The organism is Streptomyces sp. NPDC025806 (assembly GCF_055558275.1).
The window spans coordinates 59,442-77,297 of sequence record NZ_JBVHMU010000010.1 but is presented as its reverse complement, the minus strand read 5'-3'; the positions used below and the strand labels follow the sequence as shown (position 1 = coordinate 77,297).

The following is a 17,856-nucleotide window of genomic DNA, read 5'->3' as shown; positions in this document are numbered from 1 at the left end:
CAGCCCCACTTCGCTCGCGCTCCACGCCGCGAGCCCCTCGGGGCCCGGGAAGCAATCCCCCCACACGGAGGCAGAAAATGACCCGTACCGATCGAAAAGGAGCGCCTCAGGCGCCCGCTCACCGGCGGCGGAAAAGGTCCCGAACAGGCCTGCTCACCGGCGTGCTCGCGGCGGTCGCCCTGACGGCCACCGGGCTCGTCACCACGTCCGCCGAGGCCACGCCCGCCGACGCGTCGGCCACCGCGGTCCCCGCGCACGCCGTCACCGGCTACTGGCAGAACTTCGACAACGGGGCGACGGTGCAGACCCTGGCCGACGTGCCGGACGCGTACGACATCGTCGCCGTGGCCTTCGCCGACGCCGGAGCCACACCGGGCGCGGTCGACTTCACCCTCGACTCGGCCGGCCTCGGCGGGTACACGGAGGACGCCTTCAAGGCCGACATCAAGGCGAAGCAGGCGGCGGGCACGTCGGTCGTCATCTCCATCGGCGGCCAGAACGGCACGGTGGCCGTCGACGACGCGGCCTCCGCGGCGAACTTCGCACGGTCCGTCACGTCCCTCATGACCGAGTACGGCTTCGACGGCGTCGACATCGACCTCGAGAACGGGCTGAACTCCACGTACATGGCGCAGGCCCTGAAGACGATCGCCGCGGACGCCGGTTCCGGCTTCGTCCTCACGATGGCCCCCCAGACCATCGACATGCAGTCCCCGTCCGGGGAGTACTTCAAGACGGCCCTGGCCGTGAAGGACATCCTCACGGTCGTCAACATGCAGTACTACAACAGCGGTTCGATGCTGGGCTGCGACGGCAAGGTCTACAGCCAGGGCACGGTCGACTTCCTCACCGCGCTCGCCTGCGTCCAGCTGGAGGGCGGCCTCGACCCGTCGCAGGTCGGCATCGGCGTCCCGGCGTCCGTGAACGCGGCGGGCGGCGGCTACGTATCCCCCGGCGTGGTCAACGACGCCCTCGACTGCCTGACCAAGGCGACGAACTGCGGCTCCTTCAAGCCGCCGCGGACCTACCCGGGCCTGCGGGGCGCGATGACCTGGTCCACGAACTGGGACGCGGCGTCCGGCAACGCTTGGTCCTCGACGGTCGCCCCACACGTCCACACCCTCTGACCCCCCCCGGAACCGGGCCGCGCCGCCGCTCCCCCGGCGGCGCGGCCCAGGCACCGCTTCCTTAATGTGTCGGGCATGACCTTCGGCCCGCCCCCGCAGCTTTCGCAACGCCGCCGCCCTGGACCGCGCCCACCTCCACGGAGCAGGCGCTGTACGAGGCGAAGGCGCGGGGCGACTGGGCCGCGTACTACGAGACGCTGGCGCGGACGCCGCTGTACTTCGTGATCGACCGGGCCGCCCACGACGCCCGCCCGGGCGCGATCGCCCCGCTCTTCCACGGCCCGCACGCCCCCAACCGCCGCTGGGAGGTCTTCACCGCGGGGATGCTGCCGGTGCCCGACCAGCACCTGGTGTTCGCCCGCAAGACGCTGCACTGGATCGCCCACGTGTGGGAGCCCTCCGATCCGCCCCTGCTCACCGTCAACGCCGGCTCGCCCTGCGAGGTCTCACTGCCCGTCGGCCCGCCGCACACCACGGACTGGGGCCGGGCCGCCCTGGCCGCCGGCGACGAGGAGACCCGCATGCGCCTGAACACACTCCGCGTCGGCGGCCCTCTGCACGGCGACGTCGCCCACGGGCTGGCCTGCGGGGCGCTCCTGTGCGTGGCCAACGGCTCGCTGTGGAACGCGATGGCCTGGCACGGCACGGGCTACGTCCGTGAGCGCAGGCGGCTGCGCGAATGGTGGGGCATGACCACACGGGAGAAGTGGCTCTCGACCCTGGAAGGCCTGATCTCCGCCGAGTCGCACAGCCCGGTGTGGGACTTCGCCCTGGGCCTGCGCCGCACGATCGCCCGCGACTTCGGCGGGCACGTCGACCCGGCGTACTGGCGGCAGGCCGCGGAGACCGTGATGCGGCACAACGCCGCCGGACACACCACCCTCGACGAGAACGGCGTGACCCGCACCGAGCCCCGCCCGGAGGCCGAGACCGCCGCCCGCGTCGAAGGCGTCCAGCGCCTCATCGGCCGCATCACCCGGTACGAGGCCCGGATGCGCGCCGACGGTGTACTCGCCGAGGGCCGTCACGTCACCTCCGTCGACGCCTGGGACCTGGGCCGCGCCTCGAAGATGGCCCGCTGGGGCCTCGGCGCCCGCTTCGGCACTCTCCAGGAGGCGGAAGCGGCCGTCCTGAGAACGAGCCACGCGGCCCGGCTCTCGCACAGTTCCTGGCAGGACTTCTCGGCGGGCTACATCCTGGGCCGGGCCCTGCACTTCGACGACGAGGAGTTCGGCGACTGGTACGGGAACATGGTCACGGCCCACAAGATCCTCACGGAGGACCCCGGCAGTCCCTGGCTGAACATCCCGTTCACCTAGGACGACGACTCCAGCGCCGCGATCTCCTTCTCCGCCCACCGCGCCCACTCCACCTGCATCGCCATGAACCGCTTGCCCCACTCCAGGGTCAGGCGGCCGTAGAGCGACAGGGGGTCGTCGCCCCAGTCCATCGAGTCGTCGAAGGCCTGGAGGGCGGTCAGGCGGGCGGTGGCGGAGGTGGCGCGGGTGCGGAGGAAGCCGCGGGCCTCCTCCGGTTCGACCGCGCCGAGGAGGAAGACGCGGAGCAGGATGTCGTTGCGGCGGTAGCCCTCGGGGGCCGTCTCCAGGAGCCAGTGGCGCAGTTCGGCGCGGCCCTCGTCGGTGATCTCGTAGGTCTTCCGGCCCCGCGGGCCCTCCTCGGCGACCCGGATCAGGCCGGCCGCGTCGAGCTTGGTGAGGTCCGTGTAGATCTGGCTCTGGGTGGCCGGCCAGACGTTCTCGAGGCTCGTGCGGAACGTGCCGAGCAGGTCGTAGCCGCTCGCCGGGCCGTCCGTGAGCAGGCCGAGGAGTGCGTGTCGAAGGCTCATGCCAGGCAGCATAGCTTTGATATTCCAGTGTTGACATGTCGAGAGTGGAGGTTCTAACTTTGACATGTCAGTTATGGAATGTCGTGAGCGTCTCTTGTTCGCGCTTCTTGTTCGGGGGAACCTGTGGCCTATCTGCGTAGCTTTCTGCCTTTGATCACCGTCAGTCTGCTGATCGGCACCATCGACGTCCGGTGGGCGCTGCTCGTCGGGCTCGCGCTCGCCGTGGGGCTCGCGGGGGCGCAGCGGCGGGCCGGGCGAGGGTGGGACGCGCTCGTGATCGAGGTCAGCGCCGCCGTGTACTTCGCCGGGTGCGCCGTCGCCGCGTTCGCCGCCCCGGACTCCGGTCTCATCGAGCACTACGCGTCGGCCGGGTCGTCTCTCTGGTTCGCGCTCGTCGCCTGGGGGTCGCTCGGGGTGGGGCGGCCGTTCACGCTCGGCATCGCCCGGACCCAGGTGCCGCGTGAGCTGTGGGGCAATCCCGTGTTCCACAAGGTCAACGTCGTGATCAGCGCCGTGTGGGCCGCCTCCTTCACGGTGAGCGGGATCGGCACGGCCTGGCTGCGGCACGCCCAGCCGCACGACAGCGTGGGGCGCACGGTGCTGACCGTGCTGTGCGTGGCCCTGCCGATCCTGTTCACGGTGCGCTATCCGGACATCGCCCGGGCCCGCGCCATGGCCCGGAACGGTTAGTACGAGCGGTCAGAAGAAGTCCGACCAGGGCTGGTCCCAGATCTGCTGCACGCACAGGACCACGAAGAGCAGGCCCGCGACCGCCAGCATGCCGTTGCTCAGCTTGCCGTTGCGCCAGTCCGAGGGCGTGCGCGAGGAGTTGAGCAGCCAGATCAGGGTCAGCGCCAGGAACGGCATGAAGGCGGCGCCCAGGACCCCGTAGAGGATGACCAGGCGGAAGGGCTGGCCCTGGAAGAGCAGGACGATCGGGGGGAAGGTCAGCCAGAGCAGGTAGGCGCGGAAGGGCCAGCCCTTCTCCCGGTCGCCGCGCGGGACTTCGACGCCCCGGGTCCGCGCACGGCGGTACCGCTCGGCGAAGTCGGCGAACATCAGGCTCACGCCGTGCCAGACGCCGATGAGCGAGGTGAAGGACGTGGCGAAGAAGCCGACCAGGAAGAGCTTGGCGGTCGCCGTGCCGTACCGCGCCTCCAGGATCTTCGACAGGTCGACGAGGCCCTTGTCGCCCGACGAGATCGCGATGTTCGAGGAGTGCAGCAGCTCGGCGCCGACGAAGAGCATCGCCACGACGAAGATGCCGGTGGTGAGGTAGGCGACGCGGTTGTCGAGCCGCATGACCTTCATCCAGCTCGTGTCCGACCAGCCCTTCGCGTTGACCCAGTACCCGTACGCGGCCAGGGTGATGGTGCCGCCGACGCCGCCGATCAGACCGAGCGTGTTGAGGATCGAGTCCTTCTCGTCGGGGACGACGGGGAGCAGGCCCGCGAAGGCGTCGGCCAGGTTCGGGGTGACCCGGATCGCCAGGTACACCGTCACCACGAACATGACGCCGACCAGGACGGTCATGACCTTCTCGAACACCGCGTACTTGTTGAACCAGACGAAGGCCAGACCGATGAGGCCGCACAGGATCGCCCACGGCTTGATCGACCAGTCGGCCGGGAACACGTCGGGGAACAGCGCCTGGAGCGGCAGCGCGCTGGACGACATCGCGGCGGCGCCGTAGACGAAGCCCCACACGATCACGTAGACCGCGAAGAACCACGTGGTCCAGCGGCCGAGGCTCGCCCAGCCGTCGAACAGGGTGCGGCCGGTGGCCAGATGCCAGCGGCCGCACGCCTCCGCGAGGCTGATCTTGACGAGACAGCCGACGACCGCCGCCCACAGCAGGGTGTAGCCGAAGTTGCTGCCGGCGATCAGGGTCGCGACGAGGTCGCCCGCCCCGACGCCGGTCGCGGCGACGACGATGCCGGGGCCGATGTGGCGCCAACTGGACTTGCGGGGCCCGACGGGGTCGTGGGCCGTGGAGTCGATTCCTGGGGGTCCTGGAGTTCCTGGTGTTCCCGTGGTGTCCGCCATGAACACCAAGGGTGCGTAAAGATCCGTGGCGGACAAGGGGTTGGGCAGGAATCGGCCCGAACGTGGTGGGTCGGTGGTCCCGGGCTCAGTCCTCGAAGTACGCGTCCAGCGCCTTGTCGAGGGTCTCGGTCCACTCCTGGAGGCGGGCCTTGTCGGGGGCCTCGACATCGTTCGGGTACCAGCGGCTGTTGGGCGTGTGGACCGTCACGAGCAGACGCTTGCGGGCCGTGCCGACCTCGACCGCGCTGATCTCGTCCCAGGTGAAGTCCGCCTCCTGGTCGTCGAGCGTGAAGCGGACGCCGGTCGCGTCGACGGTGATCGAGCCGCGGCGGTCCTTCGCCTCCAGCACCGGACCGTCACCGTCGGCCACCGCGGCCTCCGGCTTCTCGGGCTGCTCAGTCTCCTCGGGCTCGGTCTCCGATGCCGATGCCGATTCCGGCTCGGCGTCGGCCTCCGGCTCCGCGTCCGACTCGGCCTCGGCCTTCGCCTCGGGCGCCGAGTCCTCGGGCACCGCGTCCTGCGTCACCTCCTCCGACGGCTCGTCGGATCCCGTGACCGCGTCCTCGACTGCCGTCTCCGGGACGGGAGACGTCAGGCCGGGGACGTACGCCGGGTCGAAACCGGCACCGGTGACGGGCGTGACCTTCTGGCTCTCCATACGCTGCTCCACGGGCCGAAGTATGGCGGACGAGGCTGTGCGGCGCTCCCTCCGGGCCCACCTCGTTATTTGACGTGCGCATTACCGTGCTCTGTTACCTTCGGCGACTCGGGCAGTGCGAGACGGGGGTCGAACGCGCATGGCATGGGACGAGTGGGAAGAGCTCAAGGCCGCGGCGGCCGAGCGGCACCGCAACGGCGAGGCCGGGCCCGCCGCAGCGCCGACGCAGATGCGGCTCAACCAGCTGGCGCCCGACGGGGGCGGCGGCGGCCGGCCGGACATCGACATCAGGACCAAGGGCGTGCACGGCGCCGCGAACGACACCGAGACGCTGTCCCGGAACGCCATGACGCGCCTGGACCACTCCCTCGACGGCAGCGACGACGTGTACACGTACCACATGTTCAACGGCTGGACGAGCTCCGTACAGCTCAAGGTGTGCGCCCTCAACTGGGAGGAGCACATGGTGTCCCTCGCCAAGCAACTCGGCGACCTGAGCGCCAAGTTGAGAGACTCGGCGAACGGGTTCGACGGCGCGGACGCCGAGGCGGAGCGCCGGCTGAACGCCGCCGTCCGCGACCTCGGGAAGGCGTGACGTGGTCACCTACGAGGGCATCAACAGCGCCCACCCGGAGAAGTGGAAGACGGCCTCCGACGAGTTCCACTCGCTGGCCAAGTACGCCCTCCAGGCGGCCAAGGACCTGCGCGACTACGGGGTCAAGCCGCTCGCCGAGAACTGGACCGACGAGGTCGGCAAGGCCGCCGCGGGCAAATTCGCCTCGCTGGCCGACCAGTTCGAGGTCGCGTACGACATCCTGCTCGCCGTCAACATGGTCGCCGACGGCGTGACCACCGCGATCGAGACCGCGCACAGCACGATGCGCGAGGCGGTGCGGCTCGCCGACAGCTACGGCCTGACGATCGGCGCCGACGGGACGATCACCGGGCCGCCGGTGCACAACCGGACGGAGGCCGAGGAGATGGGCCCCTACCGGCAGCAGGTGAAGGACCTCATCGACCAGGCGGTGGAGCAGGTGACGACCGCCGACAAGCTGGCGGCCACCGAGTTCGCCAAGCTCGGCGCGCAGACGACGCTCACCGATCCGAGCAAGGCGCTCAACGAGCTCCAGACGCACGCCTCGCACGTCCAGATGCAGATGATGGCCGCGGACGTCCCGGTGGGCGAGGACCCGACGACGGTGCGTCAGTGGTGGGACGGCCTCACGCCGAAGCAGCAGAAGGACATGATGCTCGCCGAGCCGACGCTCATCGCGAACCTCGACGGCATCCCGCCTGACGTCCAGACGGAACTGCGCGGCAACGGCAAGTACGACCGGGTCAAGCTCGTGCAGTACGCGCTCGACCACTGGGACCAGGACGACCCGACCGACTTCGGCAACAACTGCACCAACTTCGTCTCCAACGCGCTGCTCGCCTCGGGCATGCACCAGAAGGAGTCGTTCTGGGGCGGCACCACCGACGACGACAGCTGGATGGTCGGCAATCCGAGCGGCTGGGACTGGGTCGACAAGAAACTGGCCTACTCGGACAACTGGACCGCCGCCGAGAACAACCAGAACTTCATGCTCCGGCACGGCGGCGAGGAGATCGCGCCCGCCGACGTGAAGCCGGGCGACATCATCTACTACGAGCAGCAGGGCCCCAACGACTCGATCGAGCAGGGCAACACGCACCACGCGGCGATCGTCACCGCCGTGATGCCGGACGGCGAGATCAAGTACACCCAGCACAGCGACTCGTACCAGAACGTGAGCCTCGAAGGCCGGATCGAGGCCACCGAGAAGCACGAGGGTCAGCAGAACATCCGCATTGTCCGCCCCAACCCCGACTGGTACTGATGACCACCATGAACCAGCCCACCGCCGCCCCGACCCGCCGCGACGGCCTCCTCACGGCCGCCGTGGTCCTGACCGCGCTGTCGGCCGTGCTGCTCGGCGCGCACCTGTCCTTCGACGGGGACACGTTCCAGGACTGCGTGTACCTGGGCCCCTCGACGCGGATGTACGTGACCGCGTGGGCGGGGCCCGTGTGCAGCGTCGCGGCGCTGCTGCTCACCGTCCGCCGCACCGCACGCTTCGGCGGCGCGCGGGCGGCGGTGGTGTGCCTGGCGGTGCTGCTGCTCGCCGTCCAGGTCTTCGCGCTGTACTGGGTGTACGCGCCCGACCCGGCCGGCGGCACGGGCTGCTCGGGGCTGGCCCTTCTCTGAGCCGTCCCCGAGCCGGCTCTACACGAACAGGCTGATCACGGCGGCGACCGCGAAACCGGCCACCGACAGGACCGACTCCAGGACGGTCCAGGTGCGCAGGGTGTCGCGCTCCGAGATCCCGAAGTACTTGGAGACCATCCAGAACCCGCCGTCGTTGACGTGCGAGGCGAAGATGGAGCCCGCCGAGATCGCCATGATGACGAGGGCGACGAAGGCCTGCGAGTAGTTCCCCTCGCTGAGCAGCGGGGCGACGATGCCCGCCGTCGTGACGATCGCGACCGTGGCCGAGCCCTGGGCGACGCGCAGGACGAGCGAGATCAGGTAGGCCAGGACGATGATCGGCAGGCCGACGTCGTTGAACGTGTCGGAGAGGGCCTGGGCGATGCCGCTCGCCTTGAGGACCGCGCCGAAGACGCCGCCGGCGCCGACCACGAGCAGGATGTTGCCGACCGGCTTCAGGGAGGCGGTCGAGACCTGCTCCAGGGACTTGCGGGACCAGCCGCGGCGGATGCCGAGCAGGTAGTACGCGAGCAGCAGGGCGATCGTCAGCGCCACGAAGGGGTGGCCGAAGAACTCGATGACCGAGCGGCCCGTGGAGGGGTCGAAGGCGATCGAGGAGAACGTGGCGAGCAGGATCAGCACCAGCGGGGTGCCGATGATCGCGAAGACGATGCCGAGCGGGACGGGCTTCTCGTGGGGCTCGACGCCGGCCTTGCGCTGCTCGGCGACGAGGGCGGCCTTGGCCTCCTCGGCGGCCTCGACCATGTCGTGCGGGACGGGCACGAAGATCCTCTTGCCGATCCAGGCGGCCCAGCCCCAGGCGGCGAGCACGGCGGGGATACCGCACACGATGCCCATGAGGATGACCCAGCCGAGGTCGACCTTGAGCAGGCCCGCGGCGGCGACGGGGCCGGGGTGCGGGGGCAGGAAGGCGTGGGTCATGGACAGACCCGCGAGCAGCGGCATGCAGTACAGGACGATCGACTTGCCGCCGCGCTTGGCCGCCGCGTAGACGATCGGCGCGAGGACGAAGATGCCGACGTCGAAGAAGACGGGGATGCCGAAGATGAGGCCGGTGAGGCCCATCGCGAGCGGGGCGCGCTTCTCGCCGAAGAGGTTCAGCAGGCGGGAGGCGAGGACTTCCGCGCCGCCGGAGACTTCGAGGACGGCGCCGAGCATGGTGCCCAGGCCGATGATGATGGCGACGTGTCCGAGGGTGCCGCCCATGCCGGTCTCGATGGTGGAGACGGCGTCGGAGCGCTGGACGGTGCCGAAGAGTTCGGTGACGGAGAGGCCGGCGCCGAGGCCGACGGCTATGGACACCGCGAGGAGGGCCACGAAGGGCTGCAGCCGCACCTTGATGATCAGGAAGAGCAGCAGCACGATGCCGAGGACGGCGATCGTCAGGAGGCCGGCGGTGCCGTGGATGAAGGGCAGGATCCCGCCGGTGTGGGGCGGGGGCGCGACCGGGGCGGGGGCCGCGAGGGGGGACAACGGGGACATGTGGGACCTCGTAAGAGCATGAAGCTTTCAGCAGGAAGGGGGACTGTCGTGGTGCGGCGCCGGGGGGGTGACGCGCCGCACCGTGACGGGGTGAACTCGGGGAACTGCGGGTTCCCGTGGGGGGTGGAGCCTCGGGTCCGGGCGGGTCAGCTCAGGACGGCGAGGGCGTCGATCTCGATGAGCAGGCCCTTGGGCAGACCGACGTAGACGGTCGTGCGGGCGGCGGGGGCCTCCTTGAGGCCCTGCTCCTCGAAGTACGCGTTGTAGATCGCGTTCATCTCCGCGAAGTGGTCGACGTCGGTGAGGTAGACGCGCATCATCATGACGTCGTCCCAGGTGGCGCCGCCCTCTTCGAGGATCGCCTTGACGTTGGCGAAGGTCTGGAGGGTCTGCTCGCGCAGGGTCGGGCCGGCCGGGGTGGGGGCCTGGCCCTCGACGGCGGGCAGGAAGCCGACCTGGCCGGCGACCTGGAGGATGTTGCCCTTCTTCACGCCGTGCGAGAACTTCGCGGGCGGCGTGGTGTGCGTGGCGGGGGTGAGGGCGGTCTTCTCGCTCATGATGAACTGGCTTCCTTCGAGGGGGTGTTGCCGGAGTAGTCCCGGCTGATGGCTTCCGCCGTGCGGCGCACCAGCGGCAGCAGGGTGAGGAGTTCCTCGGCGGTGACGACGACGTTCGGCGCGGAGACCGACATCGCGGCGACGACCTTGCCGTCGGCGCCCCGGATGGGCGCGCCGACGCAGTTGATGGATTCCTCGTGGCCACCGAGGTCGGTGGCCCAGCCCTGTTCCCGCACCGTGTCCAGCTCCTGGAGGAAGGCGGACGCGTTCGGGGTGGAACGGGCCGTGTAGTGGGGGTAGTCGAGCCGCTCCGCGATGGCGCGGCGCTCGGGCTCGGACAGGTCGGCGAGGAGCAGCTTGGCGACGGCCGCGACCGTTATCGCGACGGGCTTGCCGATGCGCGAGTACATGCGCACCGGGTAGCGGCTCTCCACCTTGTCGATGTAGAGGACCTCGTTCTCCTCGTAGACGGCGAGGTGGATCGTGTGGCCGCACTTCTCGTTGAGGGCGACGAGGTGGGGGTGGGCGATCTCGCGCACGTCCAGGTTCTCGACGGCCTCCTGGGCGAGGGCGAAGAGGCGGGCGCCCAGGCGGTAGCGCTGGTCGGACTGGCGGTGCACGAGGCCGTGCTCGTGCAGGGTGCGCAGCAGCCGCAGGGCGGTGGACTTGTGGACGCCGAGGCGGTCGGCGACCTGGCCCAGGTCGGCGGGTCCCTCGGCGAGCAGCGGCAGGATGCTGAGCGCGCGGTCGACGGTCTGGCTCATGGCGTGCGTTCCTCCTCGGCGGGCCTCTCGTCGGCGGAGTCCGTGCCGGTCCACCCGGGGCCGAGGTGCAGTTTCTCCCACGCGGGGCGCTCCAGGCCGGTCAGCCGCTCGGCGTGGTCGCGGGTCGGGGGCGCGGTGAGGTCGCCCGCGACGGTGAGGACGGCGGCGGCCCAGAGGTGGCCGTGGCGCAGCCGGTCGGCGAGGGGCAGCCCGCGCAGGGTCGCGGAGAGGAATCCGGCGGCGAAGGCGTCGCCCGCGCCGACGGCGGCGACGACGTCGACGCGCGGGGCGGGTTCCTCGACGCGGGTGGTGCCTTCGTAGGCGACGGCTCCGTCGGCGCCCCGCTTGACGACGAGGATCTTCGGCTCGGGCAGCGCGGCGCGGATCGCGTCGGGGCCGCCGGTGATCCCGAAGGCGTCCTCGGCCTCGTCCTCGCCGACGAAGACGAGGTCGGCGCGGCGGGCGAGGTCGAGCAGGACGCGGGCGTCGGCGGGCTCGGACCACAGGCCGGGGCGGTGGTTGACGTCGAAGGAGACGAGCGGGCCGCCGTCCGTGCCCATGGCGGTGCGGAGCAGGCCGAGGCAGCCGTCGGAGAGGGCCGCGGTGATGCCGGACAGGTGCAGGATCCGGCCGGAGCGCAGGGCGTCCAGGTCCGTGTTCGTGGCGGACATCGCGGAGGCGGCGGATCCGGCCCGGTAGTAGGCGACCTCGTGGTCGTCGCCGGCCCGGTCGCCCGCGGTGCGGAAGTAGATGCCGGTGGGGCGGGCGGGGTCGCGGCGCACGGCGCCGGTGTCGACCCCGTAGGCGGCGATCGCCTCGACGAGGTGGTCGCCGAAGCCGTCGGCGCCGACGCGGCTGACCCAGCGGGTGGAGTGTCCGGCGGCGGCGAGTCCGCACACGACGTTGGACTCGGCTCCGCCGATACCGCGGTCGAACGAGGGAACGTCGGCGAGCCGCCCCGGGACGGAGGGCCGGAACGTGACCATGGACTCGCCGAGCGCGACGACCTCCACGGCCTCCCGGGCAGCCGGGGAGGCCTGTGCGGCGGGTGCGGATCCGGTGGCGGTCACGGTGCGGGGTCTCCTCGCGGCTGGGTCGCGGCTACGGTCGCGGCTGGGTCGCGTCCGGGGGTCAACGGCTCCGTTGACCCGGCGTTGGCTCGGATGTTAGACAGCAGTAAGCGACATACGCAATGACCGTTGCACATGATGCAACGGGCAAGCCTGAGGAGGCTCCATGACCGCCGACAAAGCCGTCGACGCCGTCACCGCGCTGGAGGAGCTCGCGCACGAGCGAGTGGACTTCCGGTTCAAGGGCATGCCGCCGGCGGCCGAGGGCCTGACGGTCGCGGAGCTCGCCGAGCGCCGGCTCAACCTGTTCACCGACGGCTTCACCACGCCGGTCCTCGCCCTGTCGGCGGAGCGCCTGGAGCACAACCTCGCGCTCATGGAGACGTACACGGAGCGGCACGGGCTCGCGTTCGCGCCGCACGGCAAGACGTCGATGGCCCCGCAGCTGTTCCAGCAGCAGGTCGACCGCGGCGCCTGGGGCATCACGCTCGCCGTGCCCCACCAGGTGCGCGTGGCACGGAAGTTCGGCACCGAGCGGGTGTTCCTGGCGAACGAGGTCGTCGACGCGACGGCGCTGCGCTGGATCTCCGCCGAGCTGGACCGCGACCCCGACTTCCGCTTCATCTGCTACGTGGACTCCGTGCGCGGCGTCGAACTGATGCAGGCCGCCCTGACCGCCGCCGGGGCCTCCCGGCCGGTGGACGTGGTCGTGGAGCTCGGCGCGGGCGAGGGCGCCCGGACCGGCATCCGCACCGAGGCCGAGTGCGCCGAGGTCGCGGACGCGGTGGCGGCGGCGCCCTCGCTGCGGCTGGTCGGTGTCGCCGGGTACGAGGGCGAGGTGCCGCAGGCGACCCCGGAGCGGGTGCACGCGTGGCTGCGGCGGCTCGTCGCGCTCGCCGCCGACTTCGACAAGGCGGGGCGCTTCGCCGGGCTCGACGAGATCGTGATCAGCGCGGGCGGCTCCGCCTGGTTCGACGCCGTGGCGGACGTCTTCGCCGAGATCCCCGAGCTGAGCGCGCCCGTACTGAAGCTGCTCCGTTCCGGGGCGTACGTGTCGCACGACGACGGGCACTACCGGCGGCTGACGCCGTTCAACCGGGTCGCCGAGGAGGGCGCGCTCGAACCGGCGTTCCGGCTGTGGGCGCAGGTCGTGTCGCGGCCGACGCCGGAGCAGGCGTTCACCAACGCGGGCAAGCGGGACGCGGCGTACGACCTCGATCTGCCCGAGGCGCAGGTCGTGCGGGACGGGCGTACGGGGGCCGTGCGGGATGCGGACGGGGTCTCGGTGACGGGGCTGTCCGACCAGCACGGGTGGGTCCGTACGGAGGGCTCCGCCGGGGTGGAGGTGGGTGACTGGATCGGCATGGGTCTGTCGCACCCCTGCACCTCCTTCGACAAGTGGCAGCTCATCCCTGTCGTGGAGGCGGACGGCACGGTCGTGGACTACGTCCGCACGTTCTTCTGAGCCCGGTGCGCGACCACGCGCCGTAGGCCCACCGGTCCGATGTCGACCACCGGCCGGTGGGGGCTGATCGCGCAGTTCCCCGCGCCCCTGGAAGGCTGCGGCTTCGCCGCGCCTTCCCCAGATGAAAGGCGCCCGGCGCCTTGATCGGGGAAATGCGACCCGAAGGGTCTGCATTTCAGGGGCGCGGGGAACTGCGCGACCAGCCCCCACCGGAGCCGCACCCGAAAGACCACCCCCCAAGGAGAGGCAGCCAGGAATGACGGACCTGGTCATCAAGGACGTGCGCGTCATCGACGGCACCGGTGACGCCAGTTACCGCGCCGACGTGGCCATCACCGACGGCCACATCACCCGCATCCACCCGGAGGGCAAGGGCCCGCGCCCCTCCGCGCGGAGAACCCTGGACGCGGACGGACTCGCCCTGTCCCCCGGCTTCATCGACATGCACGCGCACAGCGACCTCGCCCTGATCCGCGACCCGGACCACAGCGCGAAGGCCGCCCAGGGCGTCACCCTGGAGGTCCTCGGCCAGGACGGCCTGTCCTACGCGCCCGTCGACGACCGCACCCTGGGCCAGGTCCGCCAGGTGATCGCCGGCTGGAACGGGGACGGGTCCGACATCGACTTCGACTGGCGCACCGTCGGCGAGTACCTGGACCGCCTCGACCGCGGCATCGCCGTGAACGCCGCCTATCTGATCCCCCAGGGCACGGTGCGGATGTACGCCGTCGGCTGGGACGACCGGGACGCCACGGACGCCGAGCTGGACCACATGCGCCGCCTCGTCGCCGAGGGCATGGAGCAGGGCGCGGTCGGCATGTCCTCGGGGCTGACCTACACCCCGGGCATGTACGCGAAGGACGCCGAGCTGACCGAGCTGTGCCGGGTCGTGGCCCGGTACGACGGCTACTACTGCCCGCACCACCGCAGCTACGGCGCCGGCGCCCTGGACGCGTACCGCGAGATGGTCGAGCTGGCCCGCACCGCGGACTGCTCCCTGCACCTGGCGCACGCCACGATGAACTTCGGCGTGAACAAGGGCAAGGGCACCGACCTGCTGGAGCTGCTCGACGGCGCCATCGCGGCCGGCGCCGACATCAGCCTCGACACCTACCCGTACACGCCGGGCGCCACGACGCTCGTCGCGATGCTGCCGAGCTGGGCGAACGAGGGCGGCCCCGAGGCCACCCTGGCCCGGCTGCGGGACGACGCGACCGCCGAGAAGATCCGGCACCACGTCGAGGTCATCGGCTCCGACGGCTGTCACGGCGTGCCGATGGAGTGGGACACGATCGAGATCTCCGGCGTCTCCGACCCGGGGCTCGCCGGATACGTCGGCAAGACGGTCGCGGAGGCTGCCGCCGGGCACGGCGAGAGCCCCTGGGTCACCGCCCGCCGCCTGCTGCTCGCCGACAACCTGGGCTCGACGATCCTCCAGCACGTCGGCCACGAGGACAACGTGCGGGCGATCATGCAGCACCCCGTGCACACGGGAGGCAGCGACGGCATCCTCCAGGGCGTCAAGCCGCACCCGCGCGCGTACGGCACGTTCCCGCACTACCTCGGCCACTACGCCCGCGACCTCGGCGTGCTGTCCCTGGAGGAGACGGTCGCGCACCTGACCTCGCGGCCCGCGGCCCGGCTCAGGCTGCCGGACCGCGGTCTGGTCCGCGAGGGCTACCGCGCCGACCTGGTGCTCTTCGACCCGGACACGGTGGCGGCGGGCTCGACGTTCGAGGCGCCGCGCACCCTGCCGGTGGGTATCCCGCACGTGCTGATCGACGGACGGTTCGTCATCGAGGACGGCCGCCGCACCGATGTCCTCGCGGGGAGGTCGGTGCGGCGGACCGTCAAGGGGTAGTCACCGCGGGGCGGTCACGGCATCGCCGTCTTCCAGATGCCGCGCCCGTGCGTGGCCACGTACAGGCTCTTCCCGTCGGGGCTCGGCGACAGGTACACGGCCGGAGCGGTCGGCAGGTTCGTGCCGAGGCGCTTCCAGTGGCCGTCGGCCCCGGCGGCGCCGGCGAAGACGCCGAGGTCGGTGGCGACGACACGAGTGCCGTCCGCCGCCACGTACAGGGAGTTGGCGGGGGCGTCGGGGAAGGAGTCGGCGGCCGAGGCGGCACCGCTCACGTCCGTCCACGTCTTTCCGCCGTCGGTGGTGCGCCACACATGGCCGTATCCGGCGCCGGGGCCCTCGTTCCAGTGCCGCGAGAAGCCGTTGACGACCGCGTACACCGTGCCGCCCGTGGCGTCGGACGGGTCGATGGTGACGTCGGCGATGTAGCGGTTGGGGAAGTCGGCGGGGAGCGTCACCTGGTGCCAGGTGCCGCCGTAGTTGGTGACGATGCCGCGCCCGAAGGACGCGCCCGGGTTGCAGGAGCCGCACCAGGCGCCCCACACCACACGGTTGGCGCTCGCCACCGCCGTGGTGGAGTGCCCGGCGCCGGTGTCGTACAGCTTCGTCCACGCGTCGCCGTCGTCCGTGGCCCACGTCTCCGTGTTCCCCCAGATGTACTGGCCGCCTGCCACCCAGTACCCGGCGTCCTTGTCGTCGGCGCTGAACGGGGCGATGAAGCGGGCGTTCGGGTCGTCGGGCGCGATGTCCGTGATCACGTCCTCCGCGCCGTCGTCGCTCGCGGTGTAGCCGCAGTTGCGGGTGATCTGGAGGGCGAGGTTGGTGTACTCGCCGACCGTCTCGCAGCCGTTGGCCGGGTTGACGAGCTGGTCGCCGCCGTCGCCGCCGAACGGGGAGACCATCTGCCCGTCGGGGTTGAGCGCCTGCCCCTGGTACGTGGAGCCCTTGGGCGCGAGGAGCGAGACGCCGTTGTCCTGGAGGCCGCCCCAGACGGCTTCACCGCTGCCGTCGGTCATCTTGCCCGCGCCCACCGAGTAGTACTGGAGGTTGCGCAGGGTCCCGGACTCGTTGAGGTTGCGCCAGCCGGACGTCTTCTGGGCGGTGGGCCGGGCGTACGCGCCGCCGTCGTTGCCGACGAAGAGCTGCGGGGCCTGCCCCTTCCACTGGGAGAAGGCGAGGGCGTGCTGGTCGGAGTGCATGACGTCGCCGTCGCAGGTGTCGGCGGCCTCGTCGTAACTGAAGCAGGGCATGCCGAAGTCCCAGTACCGGCCGATCGCCTTCCAGTTCGCGCCGCCGTCCCGGGACTCGAACATCTCCTCGAGGCCGAGGTAGACGTGGTTCGGGTCGGCGGGGTCGACGGCCACGATCTGGTCGTACCAGGCCTGGGAACCCGGCTGGTAGCCGGTGCCGATCTCGTTGACCTTCATCGCGGAGCCCGACGCGGAGAGCTGGGCGGCGGTCGCGATCTGCTTGTACGGGCCGGACGCGTCGCCGCTCTCGCTCGCGTACACGCCCGCGAGGACCGAGTAGACCCCGGCGCCCGACGCCTTGTTGAGGAGCTTGGGGGACTCCATCGAGACGTAGAGCTTCGAGCCGTCGGCGGCGTACGCGAAGGAGGCGTTGCCGATCTCGGCGGGGTTGATGGCGCCGGTCGGGTTGGCGCGCTTCCAGGTCGTGCCCGCGTCGTCGGAGTAGTAGAAGCCGTTGTATCCGGCTCCGCCGCGCCAGGCGACGTTGGCGACGAGTTTCTTGCCGTCGCTGCCGGGGCGGACCGCGATGTCGTCGGCGATGTCCGCGAACTCGGGGGTCGTGCCGCAGGTGACGCCGGTGACGCCGACGCCGGCGCACGGAGCGAGCACCTTCGACCACGCGGCGGACTGCCCGGCGGCGAGCGCGCGCCGGTAGACACCGTGCGAGGACGCGGCGAAGACATAGCCGGCGGCCTGGTCGAAGGCGAGGGTGTGGACCGAGGCGCTGTCGAGTTCGGTGCCGCCGACCTTGTCCGCCTCGGAGAAGGTGCCGGTCGCCGGGTTCGCGAGGCGGTAGACGCCGCTGCCGAGGTAGTTGTCCGACGCGGTGTTCGCCTCGCCGGTCGCCAGCCACAGCGAGCCGTCGGGGGCGGTGGCGAGCGCGCCCACCGACAGGGCGGGCAGCTTGTCGGCGATCGGGGTCCAGGTGGCTCCGTTGTCGCTGGAGCGGAAGACGCCGCCGCCCGCCGCGCCCGCGTAGACCACGCCGGTGTGTGTCGGGTCGGTGGCCATGGCCGCGATCCGGCCCGCCGAATGCCCGGCGCCGCCGCCGGAGTTGGAGGCGGAGCGGTCGCGGTAGTGCAGGGCGTCGGCGTGGTACGGGGAGGTGGTGACCTCGCTCCAGCTCGACGACTGCACCGGCATGTTCTTGATGTGCGACCAGGCGGCGGCGTACGCCCCGGGGGCCACCTGGCCGCTCGGAGAGAGCCGCGGGTCGTTGAACGAGTCGAGCGACTCCATCAGTTCGTGGGACTCGTCGCCGGCCACCTCGTGGCGGCCGTGTCCCGCGTCGTCTTCCTCCGCGTAGGCGCCGGTGACGGGTCCCGTCCCGGCGACGAGGAGTCCGGCGGCGCAGACGGCGAGGACCGTTCGGGTCGCTCGCCGTCTGCCGGATATGCCGGATCTCGCGGACTGCAGGCGCATGTGTGCCTCCGGTTCCGCGGCCCGGAGCGGCGCCCGCCCCAACGGGCGCGCTTGATCTCCGGG

At 71.2% G+C, this 17,856-nt stretch carries 16 protein-coding genes; 8 read left to right on the top strand and 8 right to left on the bottom strand.

The window, feature by feature from the left end:
• Window positions 1-77: 77 nt before the first annotated feature.
• A complete protein-coding gene (locus tag ACZ4E1_RS23215) occupies window positions 78-1,127 on the top strand; it encodes a chitinase (RefSeq protein ID WP_467542101.1) in 1,050 nt (349 codons plus the stop codon).
• A 221-nt stretch (window positions 1,128-1,348) separates the two neighbouring features.
• Window positions 1,349-2,446: a DUF1266 domain-containing protein gene (locus tag ACZ4E1_RS23210; protein ID WP_467542099.1), complete on the top strand. Its 1,098-nt coding sequence runs from the start codon at window positions 1,349-1,351 to the stop codon at window positions 2,444-2,446.
• On the opposite strand, the gene ACZ4E1_RS23205 is transcribed toward ACZ4E1_RS23210, so the two are convergent.
• On the bottom strand, window positions 2,443-2,973 hold the full coding sequence (locus tag ACZ4E1_RS23205) for a PadR family transcriptional regulator (RefSeq protein ID WP_467542097.1): 531 nt from the start codon (window positions 2,971-2,973) through the stop codon (window positions 2,443-2,445). The genes ACZ4E1_RS23210 and ACZ4E1_RS23205 overlap by 4 nt on opposite strands.
• 150 nt (window positions 2,974-3,123) lie before the next feature.
• Here ACZ4E1_RS23205 and ACZ4E1_RS23200 point away from each other — a divergent pair, with 150 nt between their 5' ends.
• On the top strand, window positions 3,124-3,663 hold the full coding sequence (locus ACZ4E1_RS23200) for a hypothetical protein (RefSeq protein WP_467542095.1): 540 nt from the start codon (window positions 3,124-3,126) through the stop codon (window positions 3,661-3,663).
• Window positions 3,664-3,672: 9 nt separating this feature from the next.
• Here the strand turns inward: ACZ4E1_RS23200 and ACZ4E1_RS23195 are convergent, their stop codons facing one another.
• Together ACZ4E1_RS23195 and ACZ4E1_RS23190 are read right to left on the bottom strand one after the other, a co-directional pair.
• Window positions 3,673-5,019 (bottom strand): Nramp family divalent metal transporter, encoded by a 1,347-nt coding sequence (locus ACZ4E1_RS23195; protein WP_467542093.1) that lies wholly within the window; start codon window positions 5,017-5,019, stop codon window positions 3,673-3,675.
• A gap of 85 nt (window positions 5,020-5,104) precedes the next feature.
• On the bottom strand, window positions 5,105-5,689 hold the full coding sequence (locus tag ACZ4E1_RS23190) for a hypothetical protein (protein WP_467542091.1): 585 nt from the start codon (window positions 5,687-5,689) through the stop codon (window positions 5,105-5,107).
• Window positions 5,690-5,816: 127 nt separating this feature from the next.
• Here ACZ4E1_RS23190 and ACZ4E1_RS23185 point away from each other — a divergent pair, with 127 nt between their 5' ends.
• From ACZ4E1_RS23185 to ACZ4E1_RS23175, 3 genes are read left to right on the top strand one after another with little or no spacing between them, the layout of a single operon-like run.
• Complete coding sequence (locus ACZ4E1_RS23185) at window positions 5,817-6,272, top strand: hypothetical protein (RefSeq protein ID WP_467542089.1); 456 nt, start codon at window positions 5,817-5,819, stop codon at window positions 6,270-6,272.
• A gap of 1 nt (window position 6,273) precedes the next feature.
• Window positions 6,274-7,536 carry an amidase domain-containing protein gene (locus ACZ4E1_RS23180; RefSeq protein ID WP_467542087.1) on the top strand — a complete coding sequence of 421 codons (1,263 nt, stop codon included), beginning with the start codon at window positions 6,274-6,276 and terminating at the stop codon, window positions 7,534-7,536.
• The gene (locus tag ACZ4E1_RS23175) at window positions 7,536-7,904 is read left to right on the top strand and encodes a hypothetical protein (RefSeq protein WP_467542085.1); all 369 of its coding nucleotides are present in this window, start codon (window positions 7,536-7,538) and stop codon (window positions 7,902-7,904) included. The genes ACZ4E1_RS23180 and ACZ4E1_RS23175 overlap by 1 nt, the downstream gene beginning before the upstream one ends.
• Before the next feature lie 18 nt (window positions 7,905-7,922).
• Here ACZ4E1_RS23175 and ACZ4E1_RS23170 read toward each other — a convergent pair whose 3' ends face one another.
• The 4 genes from ACZ4E1_RS23170 to ACZ4E1_RS23155 form a co-directional block, all read right to left on the bottom strand.
• A complete protein-coding gene (locus ACZ4E1_RS23170; protein ID WP_467542083.1) occupies window positions 7,923-9,407 on the bottom strand; it encodes a GntP family permease in 1,485 nt (494 codons plus the stop codon).
• 146 nt (window positions 9,408-9,553) lie between these two features.
• On the bottom strand, window positions 9,554-9,964 hold the full coding sequence (locus tag ACZ4E1_RS23165; RefSeq protein ID WP_188337147.1) for a RidA family protein: 411 nt from the start codon (window positions 9,962-9,964) through the stop codon (window positions 9,554-9,556).
• Window positions 9,961-10,728, bottom strand: coding sequence for an IclR family transcriptional regulator (locus ACZ4E1_RS23160; RefSeq protein ID WP_467542081.1), 768 nt, complete (start codon window positions 10,726-10,728; stop codon window positions 9,961-9,963). The genes ACZ4E1_RS23165 and ACZ4E1_RS23160 overlap by 4 nt, the downstream gene beginning before the upstream one ends.
• Entirely contained in the window at window positions 10,725-11,798 is a 1,074-nt protein-coding gene (locus tag ACZ4E1_RS23155; protein WP_467542079.1) for a sugar kinase, read from the bottom strand. The genes ACZ4E1_RS23160 and ACZ4E1_RS23155 overlap by 4 nt, the downstream gene beginning before the upstream one ends.
• 166 nt (window positions 11,799-11,964) lie before the next feature.
• Here ACZ4E1_RS23155 and ACZ4E1_RS23150 point away from each other — a divergent pair, with 166 nt between their 5' ends.
• Both ACZ4E1_RS23150 and ACZ4E1_RS23145 read left to right on the top strand, forming a co-directional pair.
• Complete coding sequence (locus ACZ4E1_RS23150; protein WP_467542077.1) at window positions 11,965-13,263, top strand: amino acid deaminase; 1,299 nt, start codon at window positions 11,965-11,967, stop codon at window positions 13,261-13,263.
• Window positions 13,264-13,519: 256 nt separating this feature from the next.
• Window positions 13,520-15,124, top strand: coding sequence for an N-acyl-D-amino-acid deacylase family protein (locus ACZ4E1_RS23145; protein WP_467542075.1), 1,605 nt, complete (start codon window positions 13,520-13,522; stop codon window positions 15,122-15,124).
• Window positions 15,125-15,138: 14 nt separating this feature from the next.
• Here the strand turns inward: ACZ4E1_RS23145 and ACZ4E1_RS23140 are convergent, their stop codons facing one another.
• A complete protein-coding gene (locus ACZ4E1_RS23140) occupies window positions 15,139-17,793 on the bottom strand; it encodes a WD40/YVTN/BNR-like repeat-containing protein (protein ID WP_467542073.1) in 2,655 nt (884 codons plus the stop codon).
• Window positions 17,794-17,856: the final 63 nt, after the last annotated feature.